This window comes from Ectobacillus polymachus (assembly GCF_048159605.1).
GTDB lineage: Bacteria > Bacillota > Bacilli > Bacillales > Bacillaceae_G > Ectobacillus > Ectobacillus polymachus.
On sequence record NZ_JBLREB010000002.1, the window covers coordinates 587,062 to 613,191 of the forward strand.

At 39.2% G+C, this 26,130-nt stretch carries 24 protein-coding genes, 1 other RNA gene and 1 riboswitch; of the genes, 20 read left to right on the plus strand and 5 right to left on the minus strand.

Features of this window, described 5'->3' with window-relative positions:
* Positions 1-185 precede the first annotated feature (185 nt).
* Positions 186-560, plus strand: coding sequence for a spore germination protein GerW family protein (locus ACM5BR_RS13460; protein ID WP_416828472.1), 375 nt, complete (start codon positions 186-188; stop codon positions 558-560).
* A gap of 310 nt (positions 561-870) precedes the next feature.
* Positions 871-1,620 (plus strand): hypothetical protein, encoded by a 750-nt coding sequence (locus ACM5BR_RS13465; RefSeq protein WP_416828473.1) that lies wholly within the window; start codon positions 871-873, stop codon positions 1,618-1,620.
* A 96-nt stretch (positions 1,621-1,716) separates the two neighbouring features.
* On the opposite strand, the gene ACM5BR_RS13470 is transcribed toward ACM5BR_RS13465, so the two are convergent.
* On the minus strand, positions 1,717-2,670 hold the full coding sequence (locus ACM5BR_RS13470; RefSeq protein ID WP_416828474.1) for a nuclease-related domain-containing protein: 954 nt from the start codon (positions 2,668-2,670) through the stop codon (positions 1,717-1,719).
* Between the two features lie 255 nt (positions 2,671-2,925).
* On the opposite strand from ACM5BR_RS13470, the gene ACM5BR_RS13475 reads away from it, so the two are divergent.
* The 4 genes from ACM5BR_RS13475 (at position 2,926) to rnr (ending at position 7,161) form a co-directional block, all read left to right on the plus strand.
* Positions 2,926-3,528, plus strand: coding sequence for a histidine phosphatase family protein (locus tag ACM5BR_RS13475; RefSeq protein WP_416828475.1), 603 nt, complete (start codon positions 2,926-2,928; stop codon positions 3,526-3,528).
* An 83-nt stretch (positions 3,529-3,611) separates the two neighbouring features.
* Positions 3,612-3,845 (plus strand): preprotein translocase subunit SecG, encoded by a 234-nt coding sequence (gene secG / locus ACM5BR_RS13480; protein ID WP_416828476.1) that lies wholly within the window; start codon positions 3,612-3,614, stop codon positions 3,843-3,845.
* A 164-nt stretch (positions 3,846-4,009) separates the two neighbouring features.
* Entirely contained in the window at positions 4,010-4,753 is a 744-nt protein-coding gene (locus ACM5BR_RS13485; protein ID WP_416828607.1) for an alpha/beta hydrolase, read from the plus strand.
* 86 nt (positions 4,754-4,839) lie between these two features.
* Complete coding sequence (gene rnr / locus ACM5BR_RS13490) at positions 4,840-7,161, plus strand: ribonuclease R (protein WP_416828477.1); 2,322 nt, start codon at positions 4,840-4,842, stop codon at positions 7,159-7,161.
* Positions 7,162-7,203: 42 nt separating this feature from the next.
* On the opposite strand, the gene ACM5BR_RS13495 is transcribed toward rnr, so the two are convergent.
* Both ACM5BR_RS13495 and ACM5BR_RS13500 read right to left on the minus strand, forming a co-directional pair.
* Positions 7,204-7,758, minus strand: coding sequence for a TetR/AcrR family transcriptional regulator (locus ACM5BR_RS13495; protein WP_416828478.1), 555 nt, complete (start codon positions 7,756-7,758; stop codon positions 7,204-7,206).
* On the minus strand, positions 7,739-8,470 hold the full coding sequence (locus ACM5BR_RS13500; protein WP_416828479.1) for an MBL fold metallo-hydrolase: 732 nt from the start codon (positions 8,468-8,470) through the stop codon (positions 7,739-7,741). Before ACM5BR_RS13500 ends, ACM5BR_RS13495 begins: the two co-directional genes overlap by 20 nt.
* A gap of 157 nt (positions 8,471-8,627) precedes the next feature.
* Here ACM5BR_RS13500 and smpB point away from each other — a divergent pair, with 157 nt between their 5' ends.
* From smpB to ACM5BR_RS13560, 12 genes are all read left to right on the plus strand, one after another.
* Complete coding sequence (gene smpB, locus ACM5BR_RS13505; RefSeq protein WP_416828480.1) at positions 8,628-9,095, plus strand: SsrA-binding protein SmpB; 468 nt, start codon at positions 8,628-8,630, stop codon at positions 9,093-9,095.
* A 121-nt stretch (positions 9,096-9,216) separates the two neighbouring features.
* Positions 9,217-9,569, plus strand: a transfer-messenger RNA (tmRNA) gene (ssrA, locus tag ACM5BR_RS13510).
* Between the two features lie 341 nt (positions 9,570-9,910).
* A complete protein-coding gene (locus tag ACM5BR_RS13515) occupies positions 9,911-12,457 on the plus strand; it encodes a vitamin B12-dependent ribonucleotide reductase (protein ID WP_416828481.1) in 2,547 nt (848 codons plus the stop codon).
* A 340-nt stretch (positions 12,458-12,797) separates the two neighbouring features.
* Complete coding sequence (locus ACM5BR_RS13520; protein WP_416828482.1) at positions 12,798-13,013, plus strand: hypothetical protein; 216 nt, start codon at positions 12,798-12,800, stop codon at positions 13,011-13,013.
* A gap of 251 nt (positions 13,014-13,264) precedes the next feature.
* Positions 13,265-14,365 (plus strand): metallophosphoesterase, encoded by a 1,101-nt coding sequence (locus ACM5BR_RS13525; RefSeq protein ID WP_416828483.1) that lies wholly within the window; start codon positions 13,265-13,267, stop codon positions 14,363-14,365.
* 172 nt (positions 14,366-14,537) lie between these two features.
* Positions 14,538-15,341, plus strand: coding sequence for a C39 family peptidase (locus tag ACM5BR_RS13530; RefSeq protein WP_416828484.1), 804 nt, complete (start codon positions 14,538-14,540; stop codon positions 15,339-15,341).
* A gap of 125 nt (positions 15,342-15,466) precedes the next feature.
* Positions 15,467-16,312, plus strand: coding sequence for a C39 family peptidase (locus tag ACM5BR_RS13535; RefSeq protein WP_416828485.1), 846 nt, complete (start codon positions 15,467-15,469; stop codon positions 16,310-16,312).
* 356 nt (positions 16,313-16,668) lie between these two features.
* Positions 16,669-18,051: an amino acid permease gene (locus ACM5BR_RS13540; RefSeq protein WP_416828486.1), complete on the plus strand. Its 1,383-nt coding sequence runs from the start codon at positions 16,669-16,671 to the stop codon at positions 18,049-18,051.
* Between the two features lie 66 nt (positions 18,052-18,117).
* The gene (locus ACM5BR_RS13545; protein ID WP_416828487.1) at positions 18,118-18,678 is read left to right on the plus strand and encodes a GNAT family N-acetyltransferase; all 561 of its coding nucleotides are present in this window, start codon (positions 18,118-18,120) and stop codon (positions 18,676-18,678) included.
* Positions 18,679-18,844: 166 nt separating this feature from the next.
* A complete protein-coding gene (locus tag ACM5BR_RS13550; RefSeq protein ID WP_416828488.1) occupies positions 18,845-19,615 on the plus strand; it encodes a DeoR/GlpR family DNA-binding transcription regulator in 771 nt (256 codons plus the stop codon).
* Positions 19,612-20,658, plus strand: a complete 1,047-nt coding sequence (locus ACM5BR_RS13555) for an oxidoreductase (RefSeq protein WP_416828489.1) — start codon at positions 19,612-19,614, stop codon at positions 20,656-20,658. The genes ACM5BR_RS13550 and ACM5BR_RS13555 overlap by 4 nt, the downstream gene beginning before the upstream one ends.
* Positions 20,659-20,811: 153 nt before the next feature.
* Positions 20,812-21,498 carry a GTP pyrophosphokinase gene (locus tag ACM5BR_RS13560; RefSeq protein ID WP_416828490.1) on the plus strand — a complete coding sequence of 229 codons (687 nt, stop codon included), beginning with the start codon at positions 20,812-20,814 and terminating at the stop codon, positions 21,496-21,498.
* A gap of 35 nt (positions 21,499-21,533) precedes the next feature.
* Here ACM5BR_RS13560 and ACM5BR_RS13565 read toward each other — a convergent pair whose 3' ends face one another.
* Positions 21,534-22,319 carry an alpha/beta hydrolase gene (locus ACM5BR_RS13565; RefSeq protein WP_416828491.1) on the minus strand — a complete coding sequence of 262 codons (786 nt, stop codon included), beginning with the start codon at positions 22,317-22,319 and terminating at the stop codon, positions 21,534-21,536.
* Between the two features lie 69 nt (positions 22,320-22,388).
* A riboswitch (SAM riboswitch) is annotated at positions 22,389-22,491 on the minus strand.
* A gap of 203 nt (positions 22,492-22,694) precedes the next feature.
* On the opposite strand from ACM5BR_RS13565, the gene ACM5BR_RS13570 reads away from it, so the two are divergent.
* The gene (locus ACM5BR_RS13570; protein WP_416828492.1) at positions 22,695-24,233 is read left to right on the plus strand and encodes a GNAT family N-acetyltransferase; all 1,539 of its coding nucleotides are present in this window, start codon (positions 22,695-22,697) and stop codon (positions 24,231-24,233) included.
* A gap of 119 nt (positions 24,234-24,352) precedes the next feature.
* On the opposite strand, the gene ACM5BR_RS13575 is transcribed toward ACM5BR_RS13570, so the two are convergent.
* The gene (locus ACM5BR_RS13575) at positions 24,353-25,246 is read right to left on the minus strand and encodes a YitT family protein (protein ID WP_416828493.1); all 894 of its coding nucleotides are present in this window, start codon (positions 25,244-25,246) and stop codon (positions 24,353-24,355) included.
* Between the two features lie 333 nt (positions 25,247-25,579).
* Between ACM5BR_RS13575 and ACM5BR_RS13580 the strand changes: the two genes are divergently transcribed.
* Positions 25,580-26,074, plus strand: a complete 495-nt coding sequence (locus ACM5BR_RS13580; protein WP_416828494.1) for a DUF3920 family protein — start codon at positions 25,580-25,582, stop codon at positions 26,072-26,074.
* Positions 26,075-26,130 lie beyond the last annotated feature (56 nt).

A 26,130-nucleotide genomic window follows, 5' to 3' on the forward strand; every position in this document is an offset into this window, starting at 1 on the left:
GGTTACAGGCGCATAGCCTCACCGCGAAAAAGCGAAATCAGACAGACAATTTTAATATATCCAGTATCAAAGATGTATGCTTGGTTGCTAGAATGAGTCTTATCAAGATTCATACTTTTTCAATAGGATTTTGACCAGAAAGGAACGAATACATATAAAAAATGAGCAAAAGGGGCTAACAATCCATGGATAAACAAACGCAAACTACTTCTACATCACCTATTAAAACGATATTTGATAACATTTTTAAACAAAAGGATGTCTCTTTAGTATACGGTGACCCGATTGTTTTAGAGAACAAACGCATTCTCCCTGTTGCAAAAGTTAGGAATTTTGGGGGCGGAGGCGGAGGTGGACGGCTTTCAAAAGAAGAAACTTCGCCTATTATACAAGGAGAGGGTGGAGGCGGCAGTGGACTTGTATCTGTAACGCCATTAGGGGTTTATGAAATTACAGAAGATGAAACAACATTCAAGCCGGTAGTAGACATAAAGTTTATCCTCGTTCTTTTATCTATGTTAACATTTGGTCTTGTGTGGATTTTTAAGAAATTACGGTGAGAAGAATTCTGCACCTCGTACAGACCGTATTGTAAAATACAACCAATTACCTCCTATCATGTGCGCACATGATAGGAGGTTTTTTCTATATGCCCTGAATCCTGAATTTGTTATAATTAGATATTAAAATTAAAAAGGGGTTATTTTTATTAGGACATCATGGATTCAACAAAATACATCGTCTACCTTACATAAAGTCGCAGTTAGCGTTTTTGGCGTTTCTGCATTTCTATCCTTTTATTCTATGATTTTTCCGGTGATCGGATTGGTAGTATTCTTTTGCTTTACTGCATTACCTAGGTTATGGAGAATGTTACTATTCTTAGCTATCACCGCTGCTATTGTAACCATCCTGCCTTTCTTGGCTCCTGTAGCAGTTATTTTGATGATCGTCTTTTTCTTTATGCGATTAAACTATATTTTTCAAAATTGGAAGGCTATCATTGGCGGAATTCTTGTATACGGTTCATTTTTCTGGATGATTTCTAACGCCTCCCATGTCTACCTTAATTTTTTGCAGGCACTAATTGCCTGTGGGTTAGGATCTGTTTTCCTTCATTTTTATATGAAAGTTCTTTACAATCATGGATATAGCGCAAGTCAGGCATTGGAAATTATGGGCGCAGTGCCAGTTGTACTACTAGCGTTACTTTTACCTTTCTTAAAGATGTTTGATTTCGCCGACCTTACTCTGTTTCATGGTCACTTTTCTGATGGCACTACACATGTAACGGGAGCACAAACAGAAGTACCTGCAGCGGGAGTTCATCATGTAAACTCTTATATGAGAACCGCCCCGGATGGAATCGTTGAAAACAATTTATCCTACCATGGCCCAGGTAAAATTCCGAATACACCCACCGTTCATGTGGATTCATATGTAAGTACAAATCCGGATGGAATCGTTGAAAATAACTTATCTTATCATGGCTCTAGCCATACAGCTGAATCGAGTGACAGCTTGACTGTATCCCCCGATGCTCACCCTAGTGGAAGTGACGTACATATAGGAACGGGTGTTATTGTTAATGAGAAGGAAAATGGGAATAAAAGGGTGTAAATGAATAAAAAGAACACGAATTCTAACGGATTACGTGTTTTTTTTATACGTGCAAAATGTGTAATGTAAGTTCATAGACGGATGATCATTTATTTTTTAAAGCTCGTAAATCCTACTTTTATTATCTCCCGTAAAGGAGAGATTCATAGAAAGAAGCAACCGTTTTGTGGTAGCCGAAGAGGGTAATTGTAAAAATTGTCTTGCTTGGCGATTTGTAATGGTAGACCCAATAAGAAGTTTGTAGTCGGTAAGTGCGTTGACATGAGCTTCTTTCCAGCTGTTTTTACATCCGGGACAAAACCATGCTCCATGAATTTTTGTTAAGGGATTGAATTGACAGGAGGGGCAGAAAACGCCGATAATCAGTTCGTTTGGGGATATTTGATATCTATCTAAAATTGAGGTATCAGCTTCCGTATGGTGTTTCTTCAGTAGGCGAACAACTTTTTTTAATTCTCTTTCTGAAAGAGTAGGTTCTTGTATTTTTTGCTCCATTTGCTTGATTGTTACGGGGAGTACATCTCGGTGAATAAGTTTTTGAGAAAGATTACGGTATTTAGATGAAGTTCGAATAATAGTTTGCGGATTACTAATTACCACTAGTGAAAAGATTGGAACGTTTTTTAGTTTTTCTCCAATCCAGTTCTTCAGTTGATGTTCTTGGCGCTGGATTTGGAGAATTGGATTTGGAAAAGCGGTCTCCTCGCCATCTTTAGTACGAATCATTTGTTGGAATAAAGGATCGAAGTATAAGGTACCAGCAATATTTTTTACTTCGATAATAAGAACAAATTTAGAAGATACCAACAATGTGTCCATTTGAAAAAAATGTGCTTGATCCTGTAGTCGAAGATCATGAAAAATAAAATAGTTGTTCTGATCAAGAAAGCTTAGCTGATAATCAATTGCACATTCCCCGTTATAGCCGGATTGTCGTTTTTTGAGTTCTTCAGTTAAAACTGGAATCTTCGGATGATGGAGAGGGGGTCTTCGAAGTAAAGCTTGTAATTGTAATAGAATAAGAGGAACTTCTCGTTTTTTAACGATCATTTCATCACTCCACAATTTGATTTATAAAAGGAATTCTTCATTAGTATGACAAATCTTTCTAAAAATGTATACTAAAAGTAGTATATTGACGAAAATTAAAATTTATCGACGAAACAAACTGTTTTATCGACGAAAATTAAAATTTATCAACGAAAATCACGTGTTTATCGACGAAAATGGGGTGTTTATCGATTTTTCGACAAAAGTACAACTGCATCATATAAAGAATCCTGTTCAAAAAAGGAGAGACAACCAATGGTAATACTTTACCTAGCAAGACATGGGGAAACACTATGGAATACACAACAAATCATGCAAGGTTGGAGTAATTCAGAGTTAACGGAAAGTGGCATTCGCCATGCTATTTCATTAGGAAATAGATTAAAAGACGTACCATTTCAAGCTGTGTACGCAAGTCCAAGTAAAAGAGCGGTACATACAGCTGAGTTAATTATGCAAAATAGAAATACACCTTCTATTATAGTGAATGACAATCTTAGAGAGTTAAAACTAGGAGAGTGGGAAGGGAAGACGCAATCTTATGTTGAAGAACATTATCCGACAGAGTACCATGATTTTTGGTATGCACCAGCTCGTTTTACTGTAGTAGGTGGAGAGAGCTTTACTGATTTTCAAAAAAGAGTGTTCCTCTTTTTAAAGCAAATGGAACAGCAAGAGGGGAATGTACTGGTTGTCACGCATACGGTTGTTATTAAATATTTATTAGCTTATTTTAAAGATATCCCGCTTGAAAAATTGTGGGATCCCCCTTATATACATGATACGAGTCTTACTGTTATAGAACGAAATGGAGAGATGAATCAAGTTATGTTAGAAGGAGATCATTCACATCGCTAACGCAGTATGACTACTTGTGACAAACCCTTCTTTGTGTTACAGTTAAGCTAACTTATTGTGTCTATATATAGGAGGTTTATCGCGTGCATACGTTTTTATCAATCTTATTGGTCATCGTATCCGTAGTGTTAATTGTACTTGTTCTGCTTCAATCTTCTAATAGTTCAGGGCTTTCAGGTGCGATTTCAGGCGGTGCAGAGCAATTATTTGGCAAGCAAAAAGCGCGTGGTATCGAAGCGGTGCTGCAACGCATAACGGTTGTATTTTCGGTATTATTTTTTGTATTAGCAGTAGCAGTGGCTTATTTTAAATTTTAAGATAAGCTACTTATCTTAAATCTTTGCTCGTGGAAAGGATTCATCTAATAAGATGGGTCTTTTTTTATTGTACGGATGTAACCTACAGTGTGTATCAAAGCGGACTATGATACACTAGAAGTAGCTAAAATGCGTCATTTTTTTAATAGAGAAAGAGGACAACGATTATGAAAATAAAGGCTCCCCAACCGTTCACGTTTGAAGGCGGCGAACGGGCCGTATTAATGCTACATGGGTTTACTGGACATTCCGGCGATGTACGTATGCTCGGAAGATATTTAGAGCAGCGAGGCTATACGTGTCATGCCCCTATTTATAAGGGACATGGTGCAGGACCCGAGCAGCTTGTACATACAGGACCAGAGGATTGGTGGAAGGATGTTAGGCAGGCCTACCAATTTCTAAAAGAGATGGGTCACGAAAAGATTGCAGTAGTCGGGCTATCATTAGGTGGTGTATTCTCGTTAAAGCTTGCTTACTCCGTTCCTGTAATTGGGGTCGTTCCGATGTGTGCTCCGATGACGATTAAAAGTGAGGAAGTAATGTATAAGGGTGTGCTAGCGTACGCAAGGGAGTATAAACGCCGTGAAGGAAAAGCGCCGCACCAGATTGAAAAAGAAATGCTAGCATTTCAAGAAACACCGATGAGTACATTAAGAGCGTTGCAGCAGTTAATTCGTGATGTGCGAAATAACGTGGATATGATCTACGCGCCAACATTCGTGGTACAAGCTCGTCATGATGAAATGATTAATCCGGAAAGTGCGACGATTATTTATAATGAAGTCGAATCGAATGTAAAACAAATTAAGTGGTATGAAGAATCCTCACACGTCATTACAATGGACAAACAAAAGAACGAGCTTCACGAGGATGTGTACCAGTTTTTAGAACGGCTTGACTGGTAAAAGCAAAGGGCCTTGCCGAGTTTCTTATACATATTGTGAAAATTGGTCAAAATAGATACTAGCTACCTCGAAAGGGAGGGATTTTTATGGAAGAAACGATTCAGAAACTACTTGTTTTTATGAAGGAAGATGCCTATAAGCCACTTACGGTACAGGAGCTGGAATTGGCATTTGGAATAGAGAGTGCAGCAGATTTTAAAGAATTTATAAAGGCACTTGTTACGATGGAAGAGAGAGGTCTCGTCGTTCGTACACGCAGCAATCGCTTCGGATTACCGGAAAAAATGAATTTGGTGCGTGGTAAGGTGATTGGACATGCACGTGGCTTTGCCTTTGTACAGCAAGAAGAAAAAGGGCTGGACGATATCTTTATTCCGCCAAATGAATTAAATAGTGCTATGCACGGTGATGTCGTGCTCGTTCGTGTGAGCACCGAGCATGGCGGCAACCGGAAAGAAGGAACAGTTGTCCGCATTCTAGAGCGGGGAATTACAGATGTAGTAGGTACATATACAGAATCGAAAAATTTCGGTTTTGTAATTCCGGATGATAAGCGGATTGGCAGTGATATCTTTATTCCTAAGGCAGCGTCAATGGGAGCTGTTGATGGACATAAGGTTGTTGTTCATATTATAAGCTATCCGCAGCACAAAAATAGTGCCGAAGGGGAAATCATTCAAATACTTGGTCACAAAAATGATCCAGGTGTTGATATTTTGTCCGTTATCCATAAGCACGGGTTGCCGCAAGAATTCCCTCCTGAAGTAATGGAACATGCAAACAGTGTACCAGATACGATTAGTGACGAAGATCGTAAGAATCGCCGAGATTTACGCGATGAAATGATTGTTACAATTGATGGTGCAGATGCAAAGGACTTAGATGATGCTGTAACAGTTACAAAGCTAGACAATGGAAATTATAAGCTTGGGGTTCATATTGCTGATGTTAGCTATTATGTAACAGAAGGTTCACCAATTGACAAAGAAGCCGCAGATCGTGCTACAAGTGTGTACCTTGTTGACCGTGTGATTCCAATGATTCCGCATCGTCTGTCGAACGGAATATGCTCGCTCAATCCGAAGGTAGATCGTCTTACTTTATCCTGTGAAATGGAAATTACGGATAGCGGGGAAGTAGTAAGTCATGAAATTTTCCAAAGTGTCATTAAAACGACGGAACGTATGACGTACTTTGATGTGAACCGCATCCTAGAGGATCATGATGAAGAGCTCATCACTCGCTATGAGCCGCTCGTACCGATGTTTCAGGATATGGCCAAGCTTGCAGAAATTCTTCGTGAAAAACGGATGAGACGTGGTGCCATTGACTTTGATTTTAAAGAAGCAAAGGTGCTCGTTGACGAAGAAGGACATCCGACAGACATTGTACTTCGCGAACGTTCCACGGCGGAAAAGCTAATTGAAGAATTTATGCTAGCAGCAAATGAAACCGTTGCTGAGCACTTTTTTTGGCTGAACGTACCGTTTATGTATCGTGTGCACGAAGATCCGAAAGAAGACAAACTCGAACGTTTTTTCCAATTCATTACAAACTTCGGTTACGCAGTAAAAGGAAAAGCAAACGATATTCATCCTAGAGCGCTTCAGCAAATATTAGAACTAGTAAAAGGTCAGCCAGAAGAAATGGTCATCTCAACTGTTATGCTTCGAAGCATGAAGCAAGCGCGCTATGATGAAAACAGTCTCGGTCACTTTGGTCTATCGACCGAGTATTATACACACTTTACATCACCAATTCGGCGTTATCCAGATACGATCGTACATCGTCTCATCCGGACGTATTTAATTAATGGGAAGATGGACAAGGCTACACTAGAGGATTGGCGAGAAAAACTGCCGAATATTGCAGAGCACTCCTCCAATATGGAGCGCCGCGCTGTTGAAGCAGAGCGAGAAACAGACGATCTTAAGAAAGCCGAATATATGCTTGATAAAATCGGAGAAGTATACGATGGTATCATTAACTCCGTTACCAATTTCGGTCTATTCGTAGAGCTTCCGAATACAGTAGAAGGTCTCGTTCATGTCAGCTATCTAACTGATGATTACTATCGTTATGATGAGCAGCACATGGCCATGATTGGAGAACGTACCGGACATGTATTCCGTATTGGCGATGAAATAACCGTTCGCGTTGTAAATGTAAATAAAGACGAACGCTCCGTTGACTTTGAAGTTGTCGGAATGAAAGGCAGCCGCAAGCGTGAATTCAAACCACGTCCAGTAGTCGTTGAGTCTGGAGGCGGAAGACGCAAGAAGAAAAATGACAATGGATCAAATCATAAAGACCACGGCCATAGCCATCGTAAAGAAGGAAAAAATAAGAAGAAGAAAGCCTTTTATGAAGGCGTCCCAGGCGTGAAACGAAAAAAGAAGAAAAAATAAAGAGGAAAGAAAAAAACGGAGGATCTCATCCTCCGTTTTTTTCTATGAATGCTGCAATCCAAGCAAATAAGTTCGTAGTAGTCGATCGAGACTTTCATCATGATCTAAAGATAAGCCAAATCCGCCTACTCGTTCAAGTGAAGCAAATCCATGAAGTAGACTTCGGACTCCTCTTATAATGTGATAGGCATCTTCAGTTGTAAGATTGTATTCTTCAAGGACTCGAAGTAATAATTGGATAATCGTATCACCTGCTGCTCCTATGTCAGGATCTACGGATGCAGAAAGAGTTGCTTCGTATAAGCCGGGATTTTCCCTAGCAAAGGCCACGTAGGCAAAACCGAGGGAATGTAACGCTTTGTCCCCTGCCTTACCGATAGAAGCTACCACCATCCGGTCATAAAGCTCCTTCATCCCATATAAAGCAAGTTGTTTTCGAAGCCCGTTCATCCCATCAATATGGTTATATAGCGAAGGTGTTTTAATGCCGAGTTCGTTAGCAAGGGCGGCAAGTGTCACATTCGCCAGTCCATTTGCATTTGCGAGCTTCACAGCTGTTTGAATAATAGTTGGTAAATCAATTGCTTTTCTTGCCATTTTGTGCCTCCAAACGTTTTATAGCTGCTGAAATAGCAGTTTCCATCTGTTGTATCGGTTCTGCTAGCATTTTCCCATGTCCAACTGCTAACAGCTTCGGGTTCTTTTGCACGAGCTTCTTAGCACTTTCGATTGCAACTTCGAAATTCCAGGTTGCAAATGCTGGGAACGGAAAGGTGAGTTTCATCTTTCCAGATACCGCAATGCCGCCGCGCGTTTGCATAGCGTCACCGGCAATTAAAAAACTGTTTCGCTCATCAAGGAACGCCATGAGTCCAGGTGTATGACCAGGCGCAGCGATTGCGATTAAAGAGCCAATACGATCCCCATCCTGCAGGAGAATATCTGGACGAGTTTGCAGAGACTTTGGTACTCCCCCTTTAATTGGTGTTTGCGGCTCATGTTCATCAAGAGATCGATCATTTTCCATTAGTCTCGCATCTCGCTTTGAAATATATACCTTTGCATTGGGAAGTGCTTTTTTTAGTACATCAAGCGATCCAACATGGTCTTCGTGAGCATGGGTTAAAACAATACGTGTAATTGGCTTACCAATGGTTGAAGCAGCTTGTAAAATAGCTTTATGACTGTATGATAAGGCTGCATCAATTAACGTTAACTCCTTATCTTCTTCTATAAGATAGCAATTCACAGGAAATACATTCGGCAAAAAAATAAGTTGGTATAAATACCCGTTTTGTATAAGACGCATGTAACCCCTCCTTGCTTATATTCTAATCTAATTAGTATTTTAACTAATATTATTAGTTTGGTAAAGACCTTTTTTTCATTTTTGTGAAAACGTATTGTTACATTGTGAATAAGCGTTGTTTTTGTTAAAATAGGATGAATAAAGGAGGGATAACCTCATGCCAAAAGGATACGGAAAAACAGTCGCACAAAACAAAAAAGGATTCCATGATTATTTCATTGAAGAAACATATGAAGCCGGTCTCGTCCTTCAAGGAACCGAAATTAAATCGATTCGTGCTGGCCGTGTGAATCTAAAGGATTCCTATGCGCGTGTGCAAAACGGAGAAGTGTGGGTGTACAGCATGCATATTAGCCCATACGAACAAGGAAATCGTTTTAACCACGATCCACTTCGTCCGCGAAAGCTGCTTTTACATAAAAAAGAAATTGCCAAGCTTATGGGTGACACAAAAGAAGTTGGATACACATTAGTGCCGCTAAAAATCTTTTTGAAAAACGGCTACGCTAAGATTAGTCTTGGACTTGGAAAAGGGAAGAAAAACTACGACAAACGTGAGGATATAAAGAAGAAAGAAGCAAAACGTGAAGTGGAACGAGCATTCCGCGAGCGTCAAAAAATCTAATACAGTATTTTACAATTGCGTCCGTAACAATCATAGGCTATAATATGAAATGTACCAAACAGCTGAACTTTGAAAAATAGCTCATAAAGCTACACTTTCTCGTAAGGCTCCCTTTTATAATGGGGACGTTACGGATTCGACAGGGGTAGTTCGAGCTTAGGTTGCGAGTCGAGGGGATCGGCCTCGTAAAAACGTCAACGCCTATAACTGGCAAAAATAATTTAGCTTTAGCTGCCTAATAAACGCAGCTGCTCCTCCCTCCATTGTCTGTGTGGTAGGGTAAGGGGCTCACTCTAAGCAGACTACGCCGGCGCCCACCGTCTGAGGGCAAAGGAAGAGAACAACCAGACTAGCGAGCCCTGCCGCCTGTCGATAGGCAAAAGAGTTCGCGAAGCGCCAATATGTCGACTACACTCGTAGAAGCTTAAGTGACGATATTTCTGGACGTGGGTTCGACTCCCACCGTCTCCACCAATACATAGTTTGGTGGTTAAACTGATACTATACGGACTTGCTGCTTGCGGCGAGTCCGTTTTATTGTGGGTATTTTCAAGAGTGCTTTTGCAAAAACAGAAGGTTTCGCATTCAGAATCCTCAAAGTATCCCTCCATACGTTTCCTCTTAAAAAACGTACGTATACCACATTTAACTTATATTACATAGAAAATACACTATATATCGTAATAAAAAATGTTTTAGCTACTGTATATTGATATTAGGGACTATGTGTGATAAGTTTAGAATGCATTTTAAAAAACGAATATATAAGTTAGGAAAGAAAAAATAGAGAATTGAGAATCAAAGGAGAGGTAATGATGCCTGTTTTATCTAAAGAAGAAATGACAATTAACGTTGACAGATTAAATAAAGATATTTCTTTATTTCCTCAAGTTCATCCCATTACATCAGATATGAACCTTACCCATAAAGGGGTATCTAGACTTGTAATGATTGACCGTTATTCTTTTAAAGATACTGAAAAAGTAACACTAGCAGCTGGGGACTTTGTTGTATTAACCATAAAAGAAGATCCTACCTTTCCAGCAAGAGGCCTTGGTTTTATTAAAAATATAGATTGGGAAAACAAGAAGGCAAGCGTTTGGATTGAAGAGGAATATCGCGGTGTGCTTACAAAGCCTGAAGAGATTGAAACGGGTATCATTACTCGATCTTTAGATGTAATTGAGAAACCTCTTGAAATATATTATGAGCAAATTGCAAAACGAAATGCAGCAGGTCTTTCTGCGGTAGAAGAGACGGAAGAAAATCGTAAAAAATGGTTCGATTCCTTTAATAAAGAATTAGCAGATTTGAACTTTATTCCTGCTGGACGGGTACTGTACGGAGCAGGCGCAGATACGGATGTTACATATTTTAACTGTTATGTGATGCCGTTTGTACCGGATTCGAGAGAAGGCATTTCCGAGCATCGCAAGCAAGTGATGGAAATTATGAGCCGTGGCGGCGGGGTCGGAACAAATGGTTCGACGCTTCGTCCAAGAAATACATTGGCAAAAGGGGTAAACGGAAAGTCATCCGGATCTGTTTCATGGCTTGATGATATTGCAAAGCTGACGCATCTTGTAGAACAAGGGGGAAGTAGACGCGGCGCGCAAATGATTATGCTAGCAGACTGGCATCCAGATATCATCGAATTTATTATCTCTAAGATGCAAAATCCGCGTATCCTTCGCTATTTAATCGAAAATACGAACGATGAAATGATTAAGAAGTATGCGAGTGAAAAATTGAAATTCACGCCGCTTACGGAGCAAGAGAAAGAGATGTATGAAGGTATTGTAGCCTTTAAACATGGATTTAGCGAAAGCATTCGCAAGGAAGCGGAAGAAAAGCTACGTACGGGTGGCAATTATAGCGTCCATCATCCTGAATTTTTAACAGGTGCAAATATTTCCGTTTGCTTGACGAAGGAATTTATGGAAGCTGCTGAAAACGATGAAAGCTATGAACTTCGATTCCCAGCTACCGAAAGCTACAACCAAGAAGAAATGGAATTGTACAATGCACAGTGGCATAAAATTGGTGATGTTCGTGAATGGGAAAAGCTTGGCCATCAGGTTCGTGTTTATCGTCAAATTCGTGCGAAAGAGCTATGGAATTTAATCAATATATGTGCGACGTATTCAGCAGAGCCTGGTATTTTCTTTATCGATAATGCTAACGATATGACTAATGCTAAGGCATACGGTCAGCAGGTTGTCGCAACGAATCCATGCGGAGAGCAGCCGCTTGCTCCGTTTTCCGTATGTAATCTAGCTGCCGTAAATCTAGCTGCCATGGCTGATAAAAAGAATAAAACGGTTGATTTTGCTAAATTACAGAAAACGGTAGAAATCGGCGTACGTATGCAAGATAACGTAATCGATGCAACTCCTTATTTCTTAGAAGAAAATAAAAAACAAGCATTAGGGGAACGACGTGTTGGTCTAGGTGTTATGGGACTACATGATTTATTAATCTATTGTGAAACAGAATACGGATCTGAGGAAGGCAACCAACTTGTTGATAAAGTATTCGAAACAATTGCAACGACGGCTTATCGTACATCTGTAGAGTTAGCAAAGGAAAAGGGAAGCTTCCCGTTCTTGATTGGCTCAACGGATGAAGAAACACAAGAATTGCGTAGAAAGTTTATCAATACAGGATATATGAAAAATATGCCAGAGGATATTCGCGAAAGCATTTTACAATATGGTATTCGTAATTCCCACCTGTTAACTGTTGCGCCAACCGGCAGCACGGGAACGATGGTCGGCGTTTCAACTGGACTTGAGCCTTACTTCTCATTCGTATACTTCCGCAGCGGACGATTAGGTAAGTTTATTGAAGTGAAAGCGGATATTGTGCAGGAATATTTAGATCAGCATCCAGAAGCGGATCCAAATCAGCTTCCAAAATGGTTCATTTCAGCAATGGAATTGTCTCCGGAAGCTCATGCGGATGTTCAGTGTATTATTCAGCGTTGGGTAGATAGTTCCATTAGTAAAACTGTAAATGCTCCGAAAGGATACTCAGTAAATCAAGTAGAAAAGGTGTACGAACGCTTGTATAGAGGCGGAGCAAAGGGCGGTACGGTGTATGTAGATGGTAGCCGTGACAGCCAAGTGTTAACCTTGAAAGCAGAAGAAAATGAAATGGATCATCATCATCATGAACACGAAACGAGTACAAAAGAGAACAAGGTAGTGCTCGTAGATACGATCAATGAACTACGTTCCACGAACGTAATCGGTTCTGAAGTAGGGGATACTTGTCCTGTCTGCCTCAAAGGAGAAGTAAAAGAAATCGGCGGCTGTAACACGTGCAACAACTGCGGCGTACAGCTAAAATGTGGATTATAATTCAAAATTATGAAAAGGCCCTAGAAGGATCTCCTTCTAGGGCCTTTTCGCATTTAAAATATAGGCTATGTTAAAGCTTGTTGTTGATTTTGCCATGATGTTGATTGGAGCGGAAGGTGCGAGACTCCTGCGGGAAAAACGGGTTAAGGGAGACCCCGCAGGCGCATAGTGCCGGGGAGGCTCCCGAGCCGCCCGCGGAAAGCTCGCACCTGGAGCGGAAATCAACAAGCGAATTTAACAGAGCCAAAATATAAAATATAAGGACAGAAATAAGTTAAGGGAAAATTAAGCTATCCTTCTCATAATAAACATGTTCCAGTAAGAATGAGGAGGTATTATGATGGAGAAACAAAAATTGATGGTAATTTTACTTACTGTTAGCATGGTGTTTAGCGCATTGTCAGCGATTGGGGTAGGATATTTAGTTGTGAAACAAAATCAAAAACCAGCTTTTTCGCAACATGCAGGAGCAAGAGGCGGACAGTTTAAGAATCCGAATGGAAATTCACAAAACAATGACAGCACGCAAAGCCAACCTTCTACAACACAGCAATAATTCTATTTTTTTAACAAAATCTATTTGCTGAATATCTCATGCCTGATAGCTTTACACATATAAGGTTATAAGATGAAACGATCGTATCTTGCGATCGTTTTTTTATGTGCTCCTAAGTGGGGTCGGGCTAACTTTATAAGTCAGCGATAAGTTGGGGATAACATGAAAGGAGGTTATCATATGAGAACGTGAAAGTCTCGCTATCATTCATTGTATGGTATATTGTTCACATTAGAGGAGGGAAGCATGATATGCGAGTGCGTCAATTTGTGCATACAATAGGTATGATTGTTTTATATATACTGCTTACATTTTATATAGGATGGAACGGATGGGCTTGGTTACATACAACGTTTTCCTTGCCATACTGGGCAGGATATCCGATTGTCCTGGCAGTTCTCTCTTGTTCCTTTTGGTTAGGACGATTTGTACCTGTCTTTCGCGTTATTGGTTCGTATTGGTTCGCCATTTTACAATATGCAGTATTGCTATTACCAATCGCAGATGGAATTGTATTTTTCTTACGTTTGCTGTCTTTCTCAAAGGAGCAGGCTGTTTTTTGGTCAGGCATCGTAACGATTCTTGCATTTATTATTATTTTTGCCTATGGAACGTGGAATGCGTATAGTCCGATTATTCGAACCTATGAGGTACATATTCCAAAGCAAGTAACGAACCGTACATCTTTACGAATTGCAATGGCTTCCGATATGCATTTTGGTCAATTGTCGGGCATAGCTCATCTGAAACGATTGGTACAGCATGTAAATAAAATGAAACCAGACATCATTTTGTTACCTGGCGATATTATTGATGATCGTCCAACGTATTTTATAAAAAGGAATATGGGACAAGTGATGAAACAGATGCATGCACCCCTTGGTATATATGGAGTTTTAGGCAATCATGAATACTATGGCGGGGAGATTCCAGTGTTTTTACAAGAAATGAAGAACATTGGGGTACACATCTTACTCGATGAAGTTGTACGAATTGATGATAGCTTTTTACTTGTGGGTAGAAAAGATAAAACAGACCGAAATCGCCAAAGCTTTGAAGAAATCATGCGTTCTCTAGATAAATCTCTCCCCATTATCGCTATGGATCATCAACCAGCTGAACTGAAGCAAGCACAAGCAGCAGGGGTGGATGTATTATTATCTGGACATACGCATAGAGGACAAATGGCGCCAAATCATCTAATCACACAAAGAGTCTTTGAATTAGACTGGGGCTTTCTCAAGCGGGACACCTTCCATGCCATTGTTTCATCTGGCTTTGGATTTTGGGGTCCACCTTTGCGGCTCGGCAGCAGATCCGAGATTATTCAAATCGAGATAACGTTTAGATGACCGGAAAAAGGAATTTTTTGTGATATAATGAAATATAATACCTTTTCCATTCATTATTGCTATAGAATGAAGAATAGGGAGAAGTACTTTAGCCAGTCTCCTACGAAGAAATGCCTAAAAAAAATTCGTTCTAATCATTGCAGAAACCGTCTTATAGGAAAGGGTATCTTGAATGCGTACAATCCATTATATAAGTAGTATGGTGATGGCTGCTTTCCTCGTATTGTTTAGCAGATCATTACCTCAGATTCCTACTATCCATTTACAACTACATTTTCCTAAAATCGTAGATGCCAAGCAAGAAAAGCAAGATGTCAAACAAGAGATTAGCACTCCAACGCAAAGCCAGCCCGTTTTAAAGAATGAGCCGATTTCTATATCGAAGCGGGCATTCGTAGATACCGTTCCATTTATAAAGCAGCTTCCTGAGCTAGAACGTGGCTGTGAGGTAACGAGTCTTGCGATGTTGATTCAATCCTCGGGAGTTTCAGTTGATAAAATGACATTAGCAAATGAAATTCCGAAAGTTCCGTTTCATCAAGGAAATCACTATGGGAATCCAAGTGAAGGATTTGTCGGGGATATTTATTCTCATACGAAAGCAGGGCTTGGTGTCTATCATGGTCCACTTTTCCAATTAGCAAAAAAATACTTACCGCGGCCAGCCATAGATTTAACAGGACAAGATATAAAAAAAATCTATAATATGCTTGATCAAGGAGTACCTGTACTGGTAATTACCAATACAACATTCTCACCGCTGAATGATAATCAATTTGAAACATGGGATACGAGCTCTGGAACAATTAAAATTACATATTATGAGCATAGTGTTGTAATTGTAGGCTATGACGAACAGAATGTATACATAAATGACCCGCTTGCGGATTCACCAAGAACGATTGTGCCTCGGCAAAGCTTTGAACAGGCATGGGTGCAAATGGGGAGCCAAGCAATAAGCTATGAGCCGATTTAGAAGAAGGAAACAATTGGAAGTCGATTGTTTCCTTCTTTTTTGCATTTTTTAAGCAAAAATTAAGCTGATTATTTGAAAATATAGATGTAACAGAATATCGTAATGATAAGGAAGTGACAGAAGCTATGCGTTCTCATCGGTTCCTATATAGTATCGGATTCTTAATTATTCTGCTTATTTCAGCAGGCGTATATATATATCATGACTTATCTTTAAAAAAGATAGCTACCAATCAGGCACAAGCAGTAAGCCATCCAAAAGAAACGACAGCACCAGAGAATAAGGACGTGGTACAGGCATCAGAGAATAAAGAAGGAGTACCAGCTACCGAGAATCAACCGGTCACGGAAATGAAGCAGTCTACGGTAACAGACGCCCAAACAAGCTCAATGGTGAGCAATGTTCCGTTTATTCAGCAATTGCCAGAACTTGAGCGCGGCTGCGAGGTGACGAGTCTAGCGATGCTTCTCCAATCAGCAGGTGTATCTGTAGATAAAATGACGCTTGCCAAAGAGATTCCAACCGTTCCTTTTATGGATAATGATGATGTGCGCGGGAATCCTAATGATGGGTTTGTTGGAGATATATATTCTTTAGATAACTCAGGCTATGGCGTCTATCATGGACCTATATTCCAATTGGCACAACAATATTTGCCATCACGTGCGGTTGATTTGACAGGAAAAGATGTGAAGGAATTATATACGTATATAGACAAGGGAGCGCCAGTTTGGGTTATTACGAATAGTACCTTTGCGCCGCTAAGTGATGATGAATTTACCACTTGGAATACAAATGATGGTGATGTCAAAATTACGTACAGTGAACATAGCGTTGTAATCGTAGGCTATGATGAACAATATGTATATATTAATGACCCTCTTGCAGACGGTCCCAAAACAGCGGTATCACGGCAAGCATTCGAACAGGCATGGGTACAAATGGGCAGTCAAGCAATTAGTTATACCTAATCATTTCGATAAGATTATTAAGCAAAGTAATAACTTTTACTAATATAGGAATATCAAGTATGAAATAGTAGTAATTTGCATAGTTAAGCTAGAATTGATGATAACAGTTGATCCGTCTCATTCAAGCAATTACAAGGAAAATCAGTGGAGTGAAAATGAAAGAATGAAAGACTATCAGTCATGATAGTCTTTTTCTTGTGTGTCTAGGAATATTTTGTATAAAGATTATATCTTTACATAGGAGTGATAGTATTGTAAAATAATTCATATGAATATTTTTATATTTTAAATTTTCTGTAAATTCTAAACTTTTTGCATAGTATGCATCTTAACTATTTAATAAGGAGTTATGATATATGAACTTGTTTCGGAAGAAATCAATTACCATGTTGCTGTCAGGTAAGGCAGAAACGCGTTTAAAGCAATCACTTGGAGCGTTTGATTTAACGATGCTCGGGGTTGGTGCGGTAATTGGCACAGGTATTTTTGTTTTAACAGGAGTCGTAGCTGCAGAGCATGCTGGTCCTGCTATTATTCTTTCCTTTATCCTATCAGGATTAGCCTGTGTATTTGCTGCACTGTGTTATGCAGAATTTGCCTCTGTTGTCCCTGTATCTGGAAGCGCGTATACGTATAGCTATGCTGTATTTGGCGAGCTGATCGCTTGGATTCTTGGATGGGATCTCGTATTGGAATACGGACTTGCCTGCTCGGTCGTAGCAAGTGGCTGGTCTGGATATTTTCAAGGGCTCCTTTCAGGCTTTGGCATTTCCATTCCGACTGCAATTAGCAATGCCTACAATCCTGCAAAGGGAACGTATGTAGATGTTGTTGCTATTGTGATTATCTTAGTGTTAGCTTCAATTTTAACAATCGGAACGAAAGAATCAGCACGTTTAAATAATATTATGGTAATTATTAAGATTTCGGTTGTATTGTTGTTTATTGTAGTAGGGGCTAAATTTGTAAAGCCAGCAAACTGGACGCCGTTTATGCCATTCGGATTTTCTGGCGTTATTAATGGGGCAGCTACAGCCTTTCTTGCTTATATTGGTTTCGATGCGGTATCATCAGCAGCAGAAGAGGTTCGAAATCCGCAGCGGAATATGCCTATTGGTATTATCACTTCCTTACTCATTTGTACAGTGTTATATGTAGGTGTATCTGCTGTATTAACAGGGATGGTTCCTTATACGCTATTGGATGTGAAAAATCCTGTAGCGTTTGCTCTCCAATATGTTCATCAAGATTGGGCAGCTGGTCTCATCTCGCTTGGTGCAATTTTAGGGATTACTACCGTATTGTTTGTTATGATGTATGGACAAACCCGTCTATTCTTTGCGATTAGCCGTGATGGACTTTTACCGAAGGGTTTATCTACTGTTCATCCGAAAACGAAAACGCCGACGAAGAGCATTTGGGTCACGGCAATTATGGCATCTATTTTCTCTGGACTTATTCCAATTGGACAACTTGCAGATTTAACGAATATCGGTACGTTGTTTGCTTTCATTGTCGTATCGATTGGTGTAATTGTTTTACGTAAAACAAATCCGGATTTAAAACGGGGATTTCGAGTTCCGTTCGTACCAATTATTCCTCTGTTAGCTGTTTTTTCTTGTGGCTATTTAATGGTTCATTTATCCGTCATTACATGGATTGGATTTTTCATTTGGTTTGTGATAGGGATTATTTTCTACATGCTGTATGGATATAAGCATAGTAAATTATCAAAATAAGCATCCGTTCTCTTGACGGAAAAATTAGGAAGTACTACCATGAATGAAAAAGATGGAGGGCTTCCTATGAATCCGTTATTGATTGAGGTACCAACTGAATTGTATACAGAGCGGCTCTATATTCGCATGCCAAGGCCAGGAGATGGCAAAGCGGTGTATGAGGCGATTATGGAATCTATCGAGGATTTAAAACCATGGCTACCCTTTGCAAGCGAGGAACAAACGGATCAAAAAACAGAGGAAAATCTGCGTGAAGCCATTATTCAATATTGGAAGCGTGAAGATTTACGACTTCTTGTCTTCTTGAAAGAAACAGGAGAGTTTGTGGCATCCTCGGGGCTGCATCGAATTGATTGGAGCGTACCGAAGTTTGAAATCGGGTATTGGATTCGTTCGACTAAGAGCGGGCAAGGATATATCACAGAAGCGGTGGAAGGCATAAATCGTTTTGCGATGCAGGAGCTAGGAGCAAGACGTATAGAAATTCGCTGTGATTCAAACAACTTGAAGAGTCGTAGAGTTCCAGAACGCTTAGGATTTATATTGGAAGGTATATTAAAGAATGATATGGTCTCTATCGATGGAACGGGCTTGCGAGATACTTGTATCTATGCGAAAACGAGATAAGATGAGTTATAGATTACTAAGATTCCTGAAACAAATTGTTTCAGGAATTTTTTTGAGGAGATTTTTAAGTATAAAAATTAATTTTATATATAATTTTAATTATTTTACTTGATTATAGTTAGGGGTATAGATATTCTTAAGGTAATAATAAGAACGGAGGATTACAATGCTACAAAGAGAACGGCTTAAGCAGATTATGGGAATACTAAAAATCAAACCGGAAATTAGCATGGAAGATATTATTGATGTATTTCATGTTTCTCGTGATACAGCAAGACGAGATCTCGTAAAACTTGAGGAAACAGGAGCCATTGTTCGTATTAAAGGCGGAGCTATTCCTTCAAGTCACCCCCAACTTACTTCGTATTTACAGCGAGAGATATCAAGTAGGAAGGAGAGAATTGCAAAAGCAGCAAGCTTGTATATTCACGATGAAGATACGATTTTGCTTGATACGTCAACTACGGTCGGATTAGTTGCACATCAGATTGGGGAACGGAGGGTGAAAGTCGTTACAAATTCTATCGATATCGTAACGGTGCTTAGTGATAATGAGAATGTGATACTTTATGCGCTTGGCGGTAAGTTTAATCCATTTCATCGGAACTTTATTGGGCCGCGCACAACGGAAGAACTTCGTTCATATCGTGTAAATACATTGTTTTTAGGTACTTGCGGGATAGGAATTCAAGGATTAACATCCCCAGATGAGGAGGAAGCCTACGTAAAAAAAGGCATGATTCAAGCAGCAAATCAGGTTATTTTAGTAACGGACCATTCGAAATTTCAAAAAGAATTTTTACATAAGGTAGGCAGCTGGCAAGACATTGATGTTGTAATAACCGATGAGGCACCGCCAGAAGAATTACAAGCAAAGTTACAAGAATATCATATTACGCTTATCATTACAGATGAAACACAGGAGGAAACGAAATGAATGCAATTAAAGTTGGTCTAGTCGGATATGGGTTTTCAGGTGCTACCTTTCATGCGCCCTTTTTACGCGTGTTAGATGAATTTGAGCTAGTAAAAGTGATGTCAAGCGATGCGGAGAGGGTTAGCCGTGATATAGAAAAGGTTGAGGTTGTTTCTACAATAGATGAGATCCTGCACGATGATTCAATCGAACTAGTTGTTATAACAACGCCTAATGTGCTTCACTACGAAATGGCAAAACAAAGTATTATGCACGGCAAGCACGTGATTATAGAAAAGCCGATGGTTATTGATCCTAAAGAGGCCGAAGATCTGATTACATTAGCAAACGAACAGGGTGTTATGGTTAGCGTATATCAAAATAGACGCTGGGATCATGATTTTCTAACGATAAAAAAATTGATGAAAGAAGGTACATTAGGAGAGATTACGACTTACGAAGCTCATTTCGATCGCTTTCGTCCGAATGTACGGGATCGCTGGAGAGAAAGAGCAGAACGAGGATCCGGCATGTTATATGATCTAGGCGCTCATTTAATTGACCAAGCCTTGCATTTGTTTGGCATGCCGCAGTTTGTGATGGCAGACGTATTTGCCCAGCGTAAAGGCGGACTTACTGATGATTATTTCCATATTATTATGGGCTATGAGACCTTGCGTGTTTTGCTTCATTCTGGTTCAATTGTAATGGGCCAAGGACCAAAATTTCTAGTACATGGAAGCAAAGGAAGCTTTATTAAGTACGGATTAGATGGTCAAGAAAGCAAACTGAAGGCTGGAGAAAATCCAACAAAAAAGGACTTCGGTAATGATGATCCAGAGATGTATGGACGCCTTATAACGGAAGAGGACGGGACAGAAACCCTGCAACAAATTGAAACGGTACCTGGCAATTATGCCGCCTACTACAGAGGAATTTTTGAGCATATTCGTTTTGGAAAGCCCAATCCCGTTACGCCAGAGGAAGGCTTACAAACGATTCGTATCATTCATGCAGCTATGCAAAGCAGTAAGGAACGCCGTGCTATCCAGTTACAAAACTAAGCTTTGGGCGGATAACTCAAAGTTAGTTTCACTTTATCTTTCTTCTTTGCAATCTGTTTGTCATGAACTAGTCATATAGATTTCATGAAAAGTTCATAAGAATTTGATACAGTATAAGTAGTATCAGAAAATAGAAGAAAAGGTGATACATGTATGCGTCAAATGATTCAAGAACAAATTGCAGAATGGAAGAATTTTTTATTTATATATAAATTCGCATTAGATGAAATAGATACAAAGTTAACCATACTAAATGAAGAATTTCAATTTGTACATCAGCATAATCCAATTGAACATATTAAATCGAGAATTAAGAGCCCTGAAAGCATCGTCAACAAACTGGAACGCAAAGAGCTAGAGATAACAGTAGCGAATGCAAAAGAACATATTCATGATATTGCTGGTGTTCGTGTTACGTGTTCCTTCGTTTCGGATATCTATGAAATTTTTGAAATTATTCAGAGCCAGGATGATATCAATATTTTACGGGTGAAGGATTATATTCAGCATCCAAAGCCAAATGGCTATCAAAGCTTGCATCTTATTGTGGAAATACCAGTGTTTCTTTCAACACGAACGGAGCATGTGAAGGTGGAAATTCAAATTCGAACGGTAGCGATGGATTTCTGGGCAAGCCTAGAGCATAAAATTTATTACAAGTTTGATAAGACGGTTCCGGAGCGGCTGACCAATCAATTAAAAGAAACTGCGGAAATGATTCAATATTTAGATGCAAAGATGAAACGAATTAAAGATGAAATGGAACAAATAAAGGGTAAAGAGGAGCAGGATTCTCCTAGTCAGCAACTAATCGGAAGATCTATCTTAAACCTCATGTAACAAAACGAGCATCGGAATAATCCGATGCTCGTTTTTTAGATGGTTGATGTGTTAAGTTTGCGCCCGCAAGAATTCAGAAGGCTTCCTTTCCCTTCGATGAATTGCCTGCAGTAGCTTACAATGAGGTCCTTATCAAAATCCATTGATGCAACATGGTAGGAATTCATTAGAGGAATAGATTTTTTTTCGGTAGAGCCAATCGTATCATAGACTTGATGTGCAGATGAGGCAGGGACGACATGATCTTCTACCGAATGAAGCAGTAAGACAGGACAGAGAACGGATGATAGGCTTGTTTTTGCATCCTGTATAAAGCGAAGGAGCTGTCTAATAGATGACACAGGAACTGTATCGTAAACAATCTCATGCACAGAAGAGTCTTTCGTGTCTGGAAGTGATTCATCAATATATTTTGGTGAGCTTGTAGATTCATAGGCTTCATAGCACGGAACCGAGAATGCAGCATTAATGGTAATTACGCCAGCAAATCTATAAGAACTGGCGAGCGTGAGGGCGAGTGTGCCGCCCATAGATTGTCCGACAATGTAAATGTACTTACAATGCTTTGCAAGGCGTTCATACCCTTCCTTAAGGCTTTGCATCCAATCCTCGTAGCAGCATCGCTCCAAATCCTTGTAATGCGTACCATGTCCCGCCAACCTAACTCCTAAAACAGTATATCCACTTTCTGCAAGCCTTTCTCCAACGTATCGCATGCTTTGTGGTGTGCCATTAAATCCGTGCGAAACTAAAATACCAATGTCATTGCCTGCAAAGAAAAATGGTTCTGCTCCTGATAGTATCGAATATGAGTTTTTCATATGCATATCCTCCTTATTAACAAAATAAAAAACTCTCTCTGCTTTTGGTTGCAAAAAGAGTTTCCTCCATTTTTATCAACCAAAGCAGTTGCTTTGCTGGTAGGAGCACCTTTCCTAAAGGAGGTTGCTGTGAAGTCATAGAGCCAGATCTCTCGTTCACTCTTGATAAAATTACAAATATTCATATTGGTATAGTTGGTTTTATCCTATCATCTCTTTTCATGAAAGTCAATAAAGTGATTCGTATTCATTTAGATGAAAAGTACAATTCTAGATCTCATGTAATCCTCCCTTTAATTGAGGTATACTAAGAAATGGAATGTAGTACACCGTTCTCAAAATTCTTTTTTGAACGGAATAAAAGGAGTATATAGTATGTCTGATCAATTGGATTTAAAAAAATTCGAGAAGAAGATTCTAATTCGTAATATTGAAAATAAGGATATCGATAGTATTATTGCTATGCAAGCTTCTTGTTTTCCAGGAATGGATCCATGGACAAAGGGGCAATTAGAGAGCCATATCGTGCATTTTCCAGAAGGACAATTTTGTGCAGAATTCGAAGGAAAAATAATAGGATCTTGCTCTAGTTTGTTAATTAACTTTGATGAATATGATGATCGCCATACATGGGATGATATTACAGATAACGGTTATATTACAAATCACAATCCGGATGGCTACAATATGTATGGAATTGAGGTTATGGTACATCCTGAATACCGTCGTATGAAAATTGGCTATCGCTTGTATGAGGCGCGTAAGGATCTAGCTCGCATGCTGAATTTAAAGAGTATTATCATTGGCGGGCGGATTCCTAATTATCATAAATATGCAAATACCTTATCTCCGAGAGAATATGTAGATGAAGTCATTCATCATAAAATATATGACCCCGTTTTATCCTTTCAAGCATTAAACGGTTTTATGCTGATGCGAATTAACCCAGGATACCTTCCTGATGATAAAGCATCGAAGCAGTATGCTACCTTGATGGAATGGAATAATGTGGATTATCAGCCGAATACAAAGCGTTATTATAAAACTTCATTACCAGTTCGAATTTGTGCAGTCCAATATATGATGAAGCAAATTCATTCCTTCGAAGAATTTGCAACGCAGGTAGAATATTACACTGGTGTTGCTTCTGATGCGGGCTCTGACTTTGCTGTATTTCCAGAAATATTTACAACCCAGCTGATGTCGTTTATGCAGGAGAAGTCTCCAAGCCTTGCAGTTCAACGGATTAGCGAATATACCGAGGACTATATTAACTTGTTTACTGATTTAGCTGTGAAATATAACGTCAATATTATAGGCGGCTCCCACTTTGTCGAAGAGGATGGGGAAATATTCAATATATCCTATCTATTCCGCCGGGATGGAACGATTGAGAAGCAATACAAACTTCATATTACACCAAATGAAACAAAATGGTGGGGAATTAGTGAAGGCGACGAAGTGAAAGTATTTGATACGGATTGTGGGAAAATTGCTATTCAAATATGTTATGATATCGAATTCCCAGAACTGGCTCGCATTGCAGTCGATAAAGGAGCTCGAATCATTTTTACGCCGTTTTGCACAGAAGATCGTCAAGGTTATTTGCGTGTCCGCTATTGTTCCCAAGCACGCGCAATCGAAAATCAAGTATATACGGTTATCACAGGCACAGTCGGAAACTTGCCACAGGTTAAAAATATGGATATTCAATATGCTCAATCAGCCATTTTCTCGCCGTCTGATTTTGAATTTGCACGCGATGGTATTGTCGGAGAATGCAATCCAAACATTGAAATGGTTGTTATAGGAGATGTTGATTTAGAGATTTTGCGAAGACAGCGTCAGTCTGGTACGGTGCGTCAGCTTAAAGATCGTAGACGTGACTTGTATTCGATTCATTATAAAAAGTAAGGAATGTTTTTATTCCTAGATGCTAAAGAAAAACCGTTAGCTAGCACCTTATATTTCAAAGATGCTCTAGCTAACGGTCTCTTTTTATTATAAAATTGGATTAATTATCCATTTTTACTTCATATTCGTTTAAATCGGCCTACTACCTCAACTGTTTCGGTAATATTAATAAACGCAGTTGGATCCACCTCACGAACGAGTCGCTTTACTTCACCTAATTCGTAACGGGTGATAACGGTGTAGATGACTTTCTTCACATGATCAGTATACGCTCCGACAGCATCTACCATCGTGATGCCGCGAATGCATTGATTGAGTAATGTTTGTTTCACAGCTGCACCTTGTTCTGTCACAATCATAACTGTTAATTTAATATGCTTCGTATGAATCGTGTCCGTTACTTTACCAACAACGAATCTACTAATCAATGTGTATAGTGTAATATCCCATCCAAAAATAAATCCAGCCACTACTAGCAGTAAACTATTAAAGATAAAAATAAGCTCACCAATCGAAATATCTCTGCGTTTTGCTACCAATAGTCCGATAATATCAAAGCCCCCAGTAGAGGAAGCATATCGAAATATGATACCAGTTGATGCTCCGCACAAAATACCACCAAAAATAGAGGATAATAAGATATCATTCGAAAGCTGTTGTACGGGAATAACTGCCATGGCGATAGTTGATACCGCAATAAAATAAATAGTTAAATACGTAATTTTTTTCCCTAAATATTTATAACTAAAATAAAATAAGGGAATGTTTAACATGAAAATCAACGTTCCTATATTGGCATGTGTGAGATACCCAATAATCATCCCGATTCCTGCAAAACCACCACTAATCATTTTGTGAGGAATAAAAAACATATTCATTGATATTGCATATAGAATAGAGGCAATGAATATGACAGCCAGCTGAATAATAAGCTCTGCGTGTCTTGTTTTCAAGATGGGTAAGGATAAGAAAGATGTCTCAGGAACGAAGTCGGCATCGCCTAAATGCGCCATAAAAATTGTCATCTCCAAGTTCTTTTTTTAAAGATTAAGAAAGAATATAGTTTTAGAATTTTCTAGCGAACGATGTCCGCTTTTCATTCTACAAGACGAGAATAAATCTTTTTGCCAGTTAACACAACTACTTTTCATTAAGGCGGAATTATTTTAATCTTCATATAATTTTTGAAAACCCTTTCAAGGAATTTACGTACAGAATAGGAAAGATTTTTTTGCATCGTTTTTACTAAAAATCAACCAAATTGTGAAACATAATTGTATGTGAGATTTTTTTTTTCATAATATCGGAATCCACTCGTACTTTGCTAAGAAGGAAGGAGAGATCAGATGAAGTTCTCGCTGCATAAAGAATATATGCAAGTCGAAAACTGGTATGTGATTGATGAGGATTTTCCGTGGGAGATTGGGCAAGTAAAAACTGACATTATGTCTTTATATCCGCACTACGATGCTCCTGTTATATTCTGTGATACTTGTGATGCCAACGAAATATTGCTGGCGCTTGGAGAAGAGGAGGAGGAATTTCTTCTTCCTATGAATGGCTTCTACCATCTAGGAAAGAAAATTATTTTTATTTTTGCTTGGGATACTTACGAGCAGCTGCTTGTTACACTTCTTCATGAAATTCATCATCATATTGAGTATCAGAGCAAACACGGACAGAAACGATTTAAAATGGAACGCTATCTTCCATACGAAGCGAGAACGATGGAGCGTGATGCTAGGGACTTTGCGAGGGAGAAAATGATGCTATATGTACCGAAAGTAAACAGAGCGTATCATGCAAATGATCCATTCTTATTAAAAAAAGAAGATAGATGATTCTATCTTCTTTTTTTTACTATATATAAGGAAGAAATAAACCGTATGATTGCTGA

Coding starts and splice junctions, on each gene's coding strand:
- ACM5BR_RS13460 (WP_416828472.1), top strand. CDS start 186: ATGGATAAACAAACGCAAACTACTTCTACATCACCTATTAAAACGATA.
- ACM5BR_RS13465 (WP_416828473.1), top strand. CDS start 871: ATGTTACTATTCTTAGCTATCACCGCTGCTATTGTAACCATCCTGCCT.
- ACM5BR_RS13470 (WP_416828474.1), bottom strand. CDS start 2,670: ATGATCGTTAAAAAACGAGAAGTTCCTCTTATTCTATTACAATTACAA.
- ACM5BR_RS13475 (WP_416828475.1), top strand. CDS start 2,926: ATGGTAATACTTTACCTAGCAAGACATGGGGAAACACTATGGAATACA.
- rnr (WP_416828477.1), top strand. CDS start 4,840: ATGGAAGAAACGATTCAGAAACTACTTGTTTTTATGAAGGAAGATGCC.
- ACM5BR_RS13495 (WP_416828478.1), bottom strand. CDS start 7,758: ATGGCAAGAAAAGCAATTGATTTACCAACTATTATTCAAACAGCTGTG.
- ACM5BR_RS13500 (WP_416828479.1), bottom strand. CDS start 8,470: ATGCGTCTTATACAAAACGGGTATTTATACCAACTTATTTTTTTGCCG.
- smpB (WP_416828480.1), top strand. CDS start 8,628: ATGCCAAAAGGATACGGAAAAACAGTCGCACAAAACAAAAAAGGATTC.
- ACM5BR_RS13515 (WP_416828481.1), top strand. CDS start 9,911: ATGCCTGTTTTATCTAAAGAAGAAATGACAATTAACGTTGACAGATTA.
- ACM5BR_RS13520 (WP_416828482.1), top strand. CDS start 12,798: ATGGAGAAACAAAAATTGATGGTAATTTTACTTACTGTTAGCATGGTG.
- ACM5BR_RS13525 (WP_416828483.1), top strand. CDS start 13,265: ATGCGAGTGCGTCAATTTGTGCATACAATAGGTATGATTGTTTTATAT.
- ACM5BR_RS13530 (WP_416828484.1), top strand. CDS start 14,538: ATGCGTACAATCCATTATATAAGTAGTATGGTGATGGCTGCTTTCCTC.
- ACM5BR_RS13535 (WP_416828485.1), top strand. CDS start 15,467: ATGCGTTCTCATCGGTTCCTATATAGTATCGGATTCTTAATTATTCTG.
- ACM5BR_RS13540 (WP_416828486.1), top strand. CDS start 16,669: ATGAACTTGTTTCGGAAGAAATCAATTACCATGTTGCTGTCAGGTAAG.
- ACM5BR_RS13545 (WP_416828487.1), top strand. CDS start 18,118: ATGAATCCGTTATTGATTGAGGTACCAACTGAATTGTATACAGAGCGG.
- ACM5BR_RS13550 (WP_416828488.1), top strand. CDS start 18,845: ATGCTACAAAGAGAACGGCTTAAGCAGATTATGGGAATACTAAAAATC.
- ACM5BR_RS13555 (WP_416828489.1), top strand. CDS start 19,612: ATGAATGCAATTAAAGTTGGTCTAGTCGGATATGGGTTTTCAGGTGCT.
- ACM5BR_RS13560 (WP_416828490.1), top strand. CDS start 20,812: ATGCGTCAAATGATTCAAGAACAAATTGCAGAATGGAAGAATTTTTTA.
- ACM5BR_RS13565 (WP_416828491.1), bottom strand. CDS start 22,319: ATGAAAAACTCATATTCGATACTATCAGGAGCAGAACCATTTTTCTTT.
- ACM5BR_RS13570 (WP_416828492.1), top strand. CDS start 22,695: ATGTCTGATCAATTGGATTTAAAAAAATTCGAGAAGAAGATTCTAATT.
- ACM5BR_RS13575 (WP_416828493.1), bottom strand. CDS start 25,246: ATGGCGCATTTAGGCGATGCCGACTTCGTTCCTGAGACATCTTTCTTA.
- ACM5BR_RS13580 (WP_416828494.1), top strand. CDS start 25,580: ATGAAGTTCTCGCTGCATAAAGAATATATGCAAGTCGAAAACTGGTAT.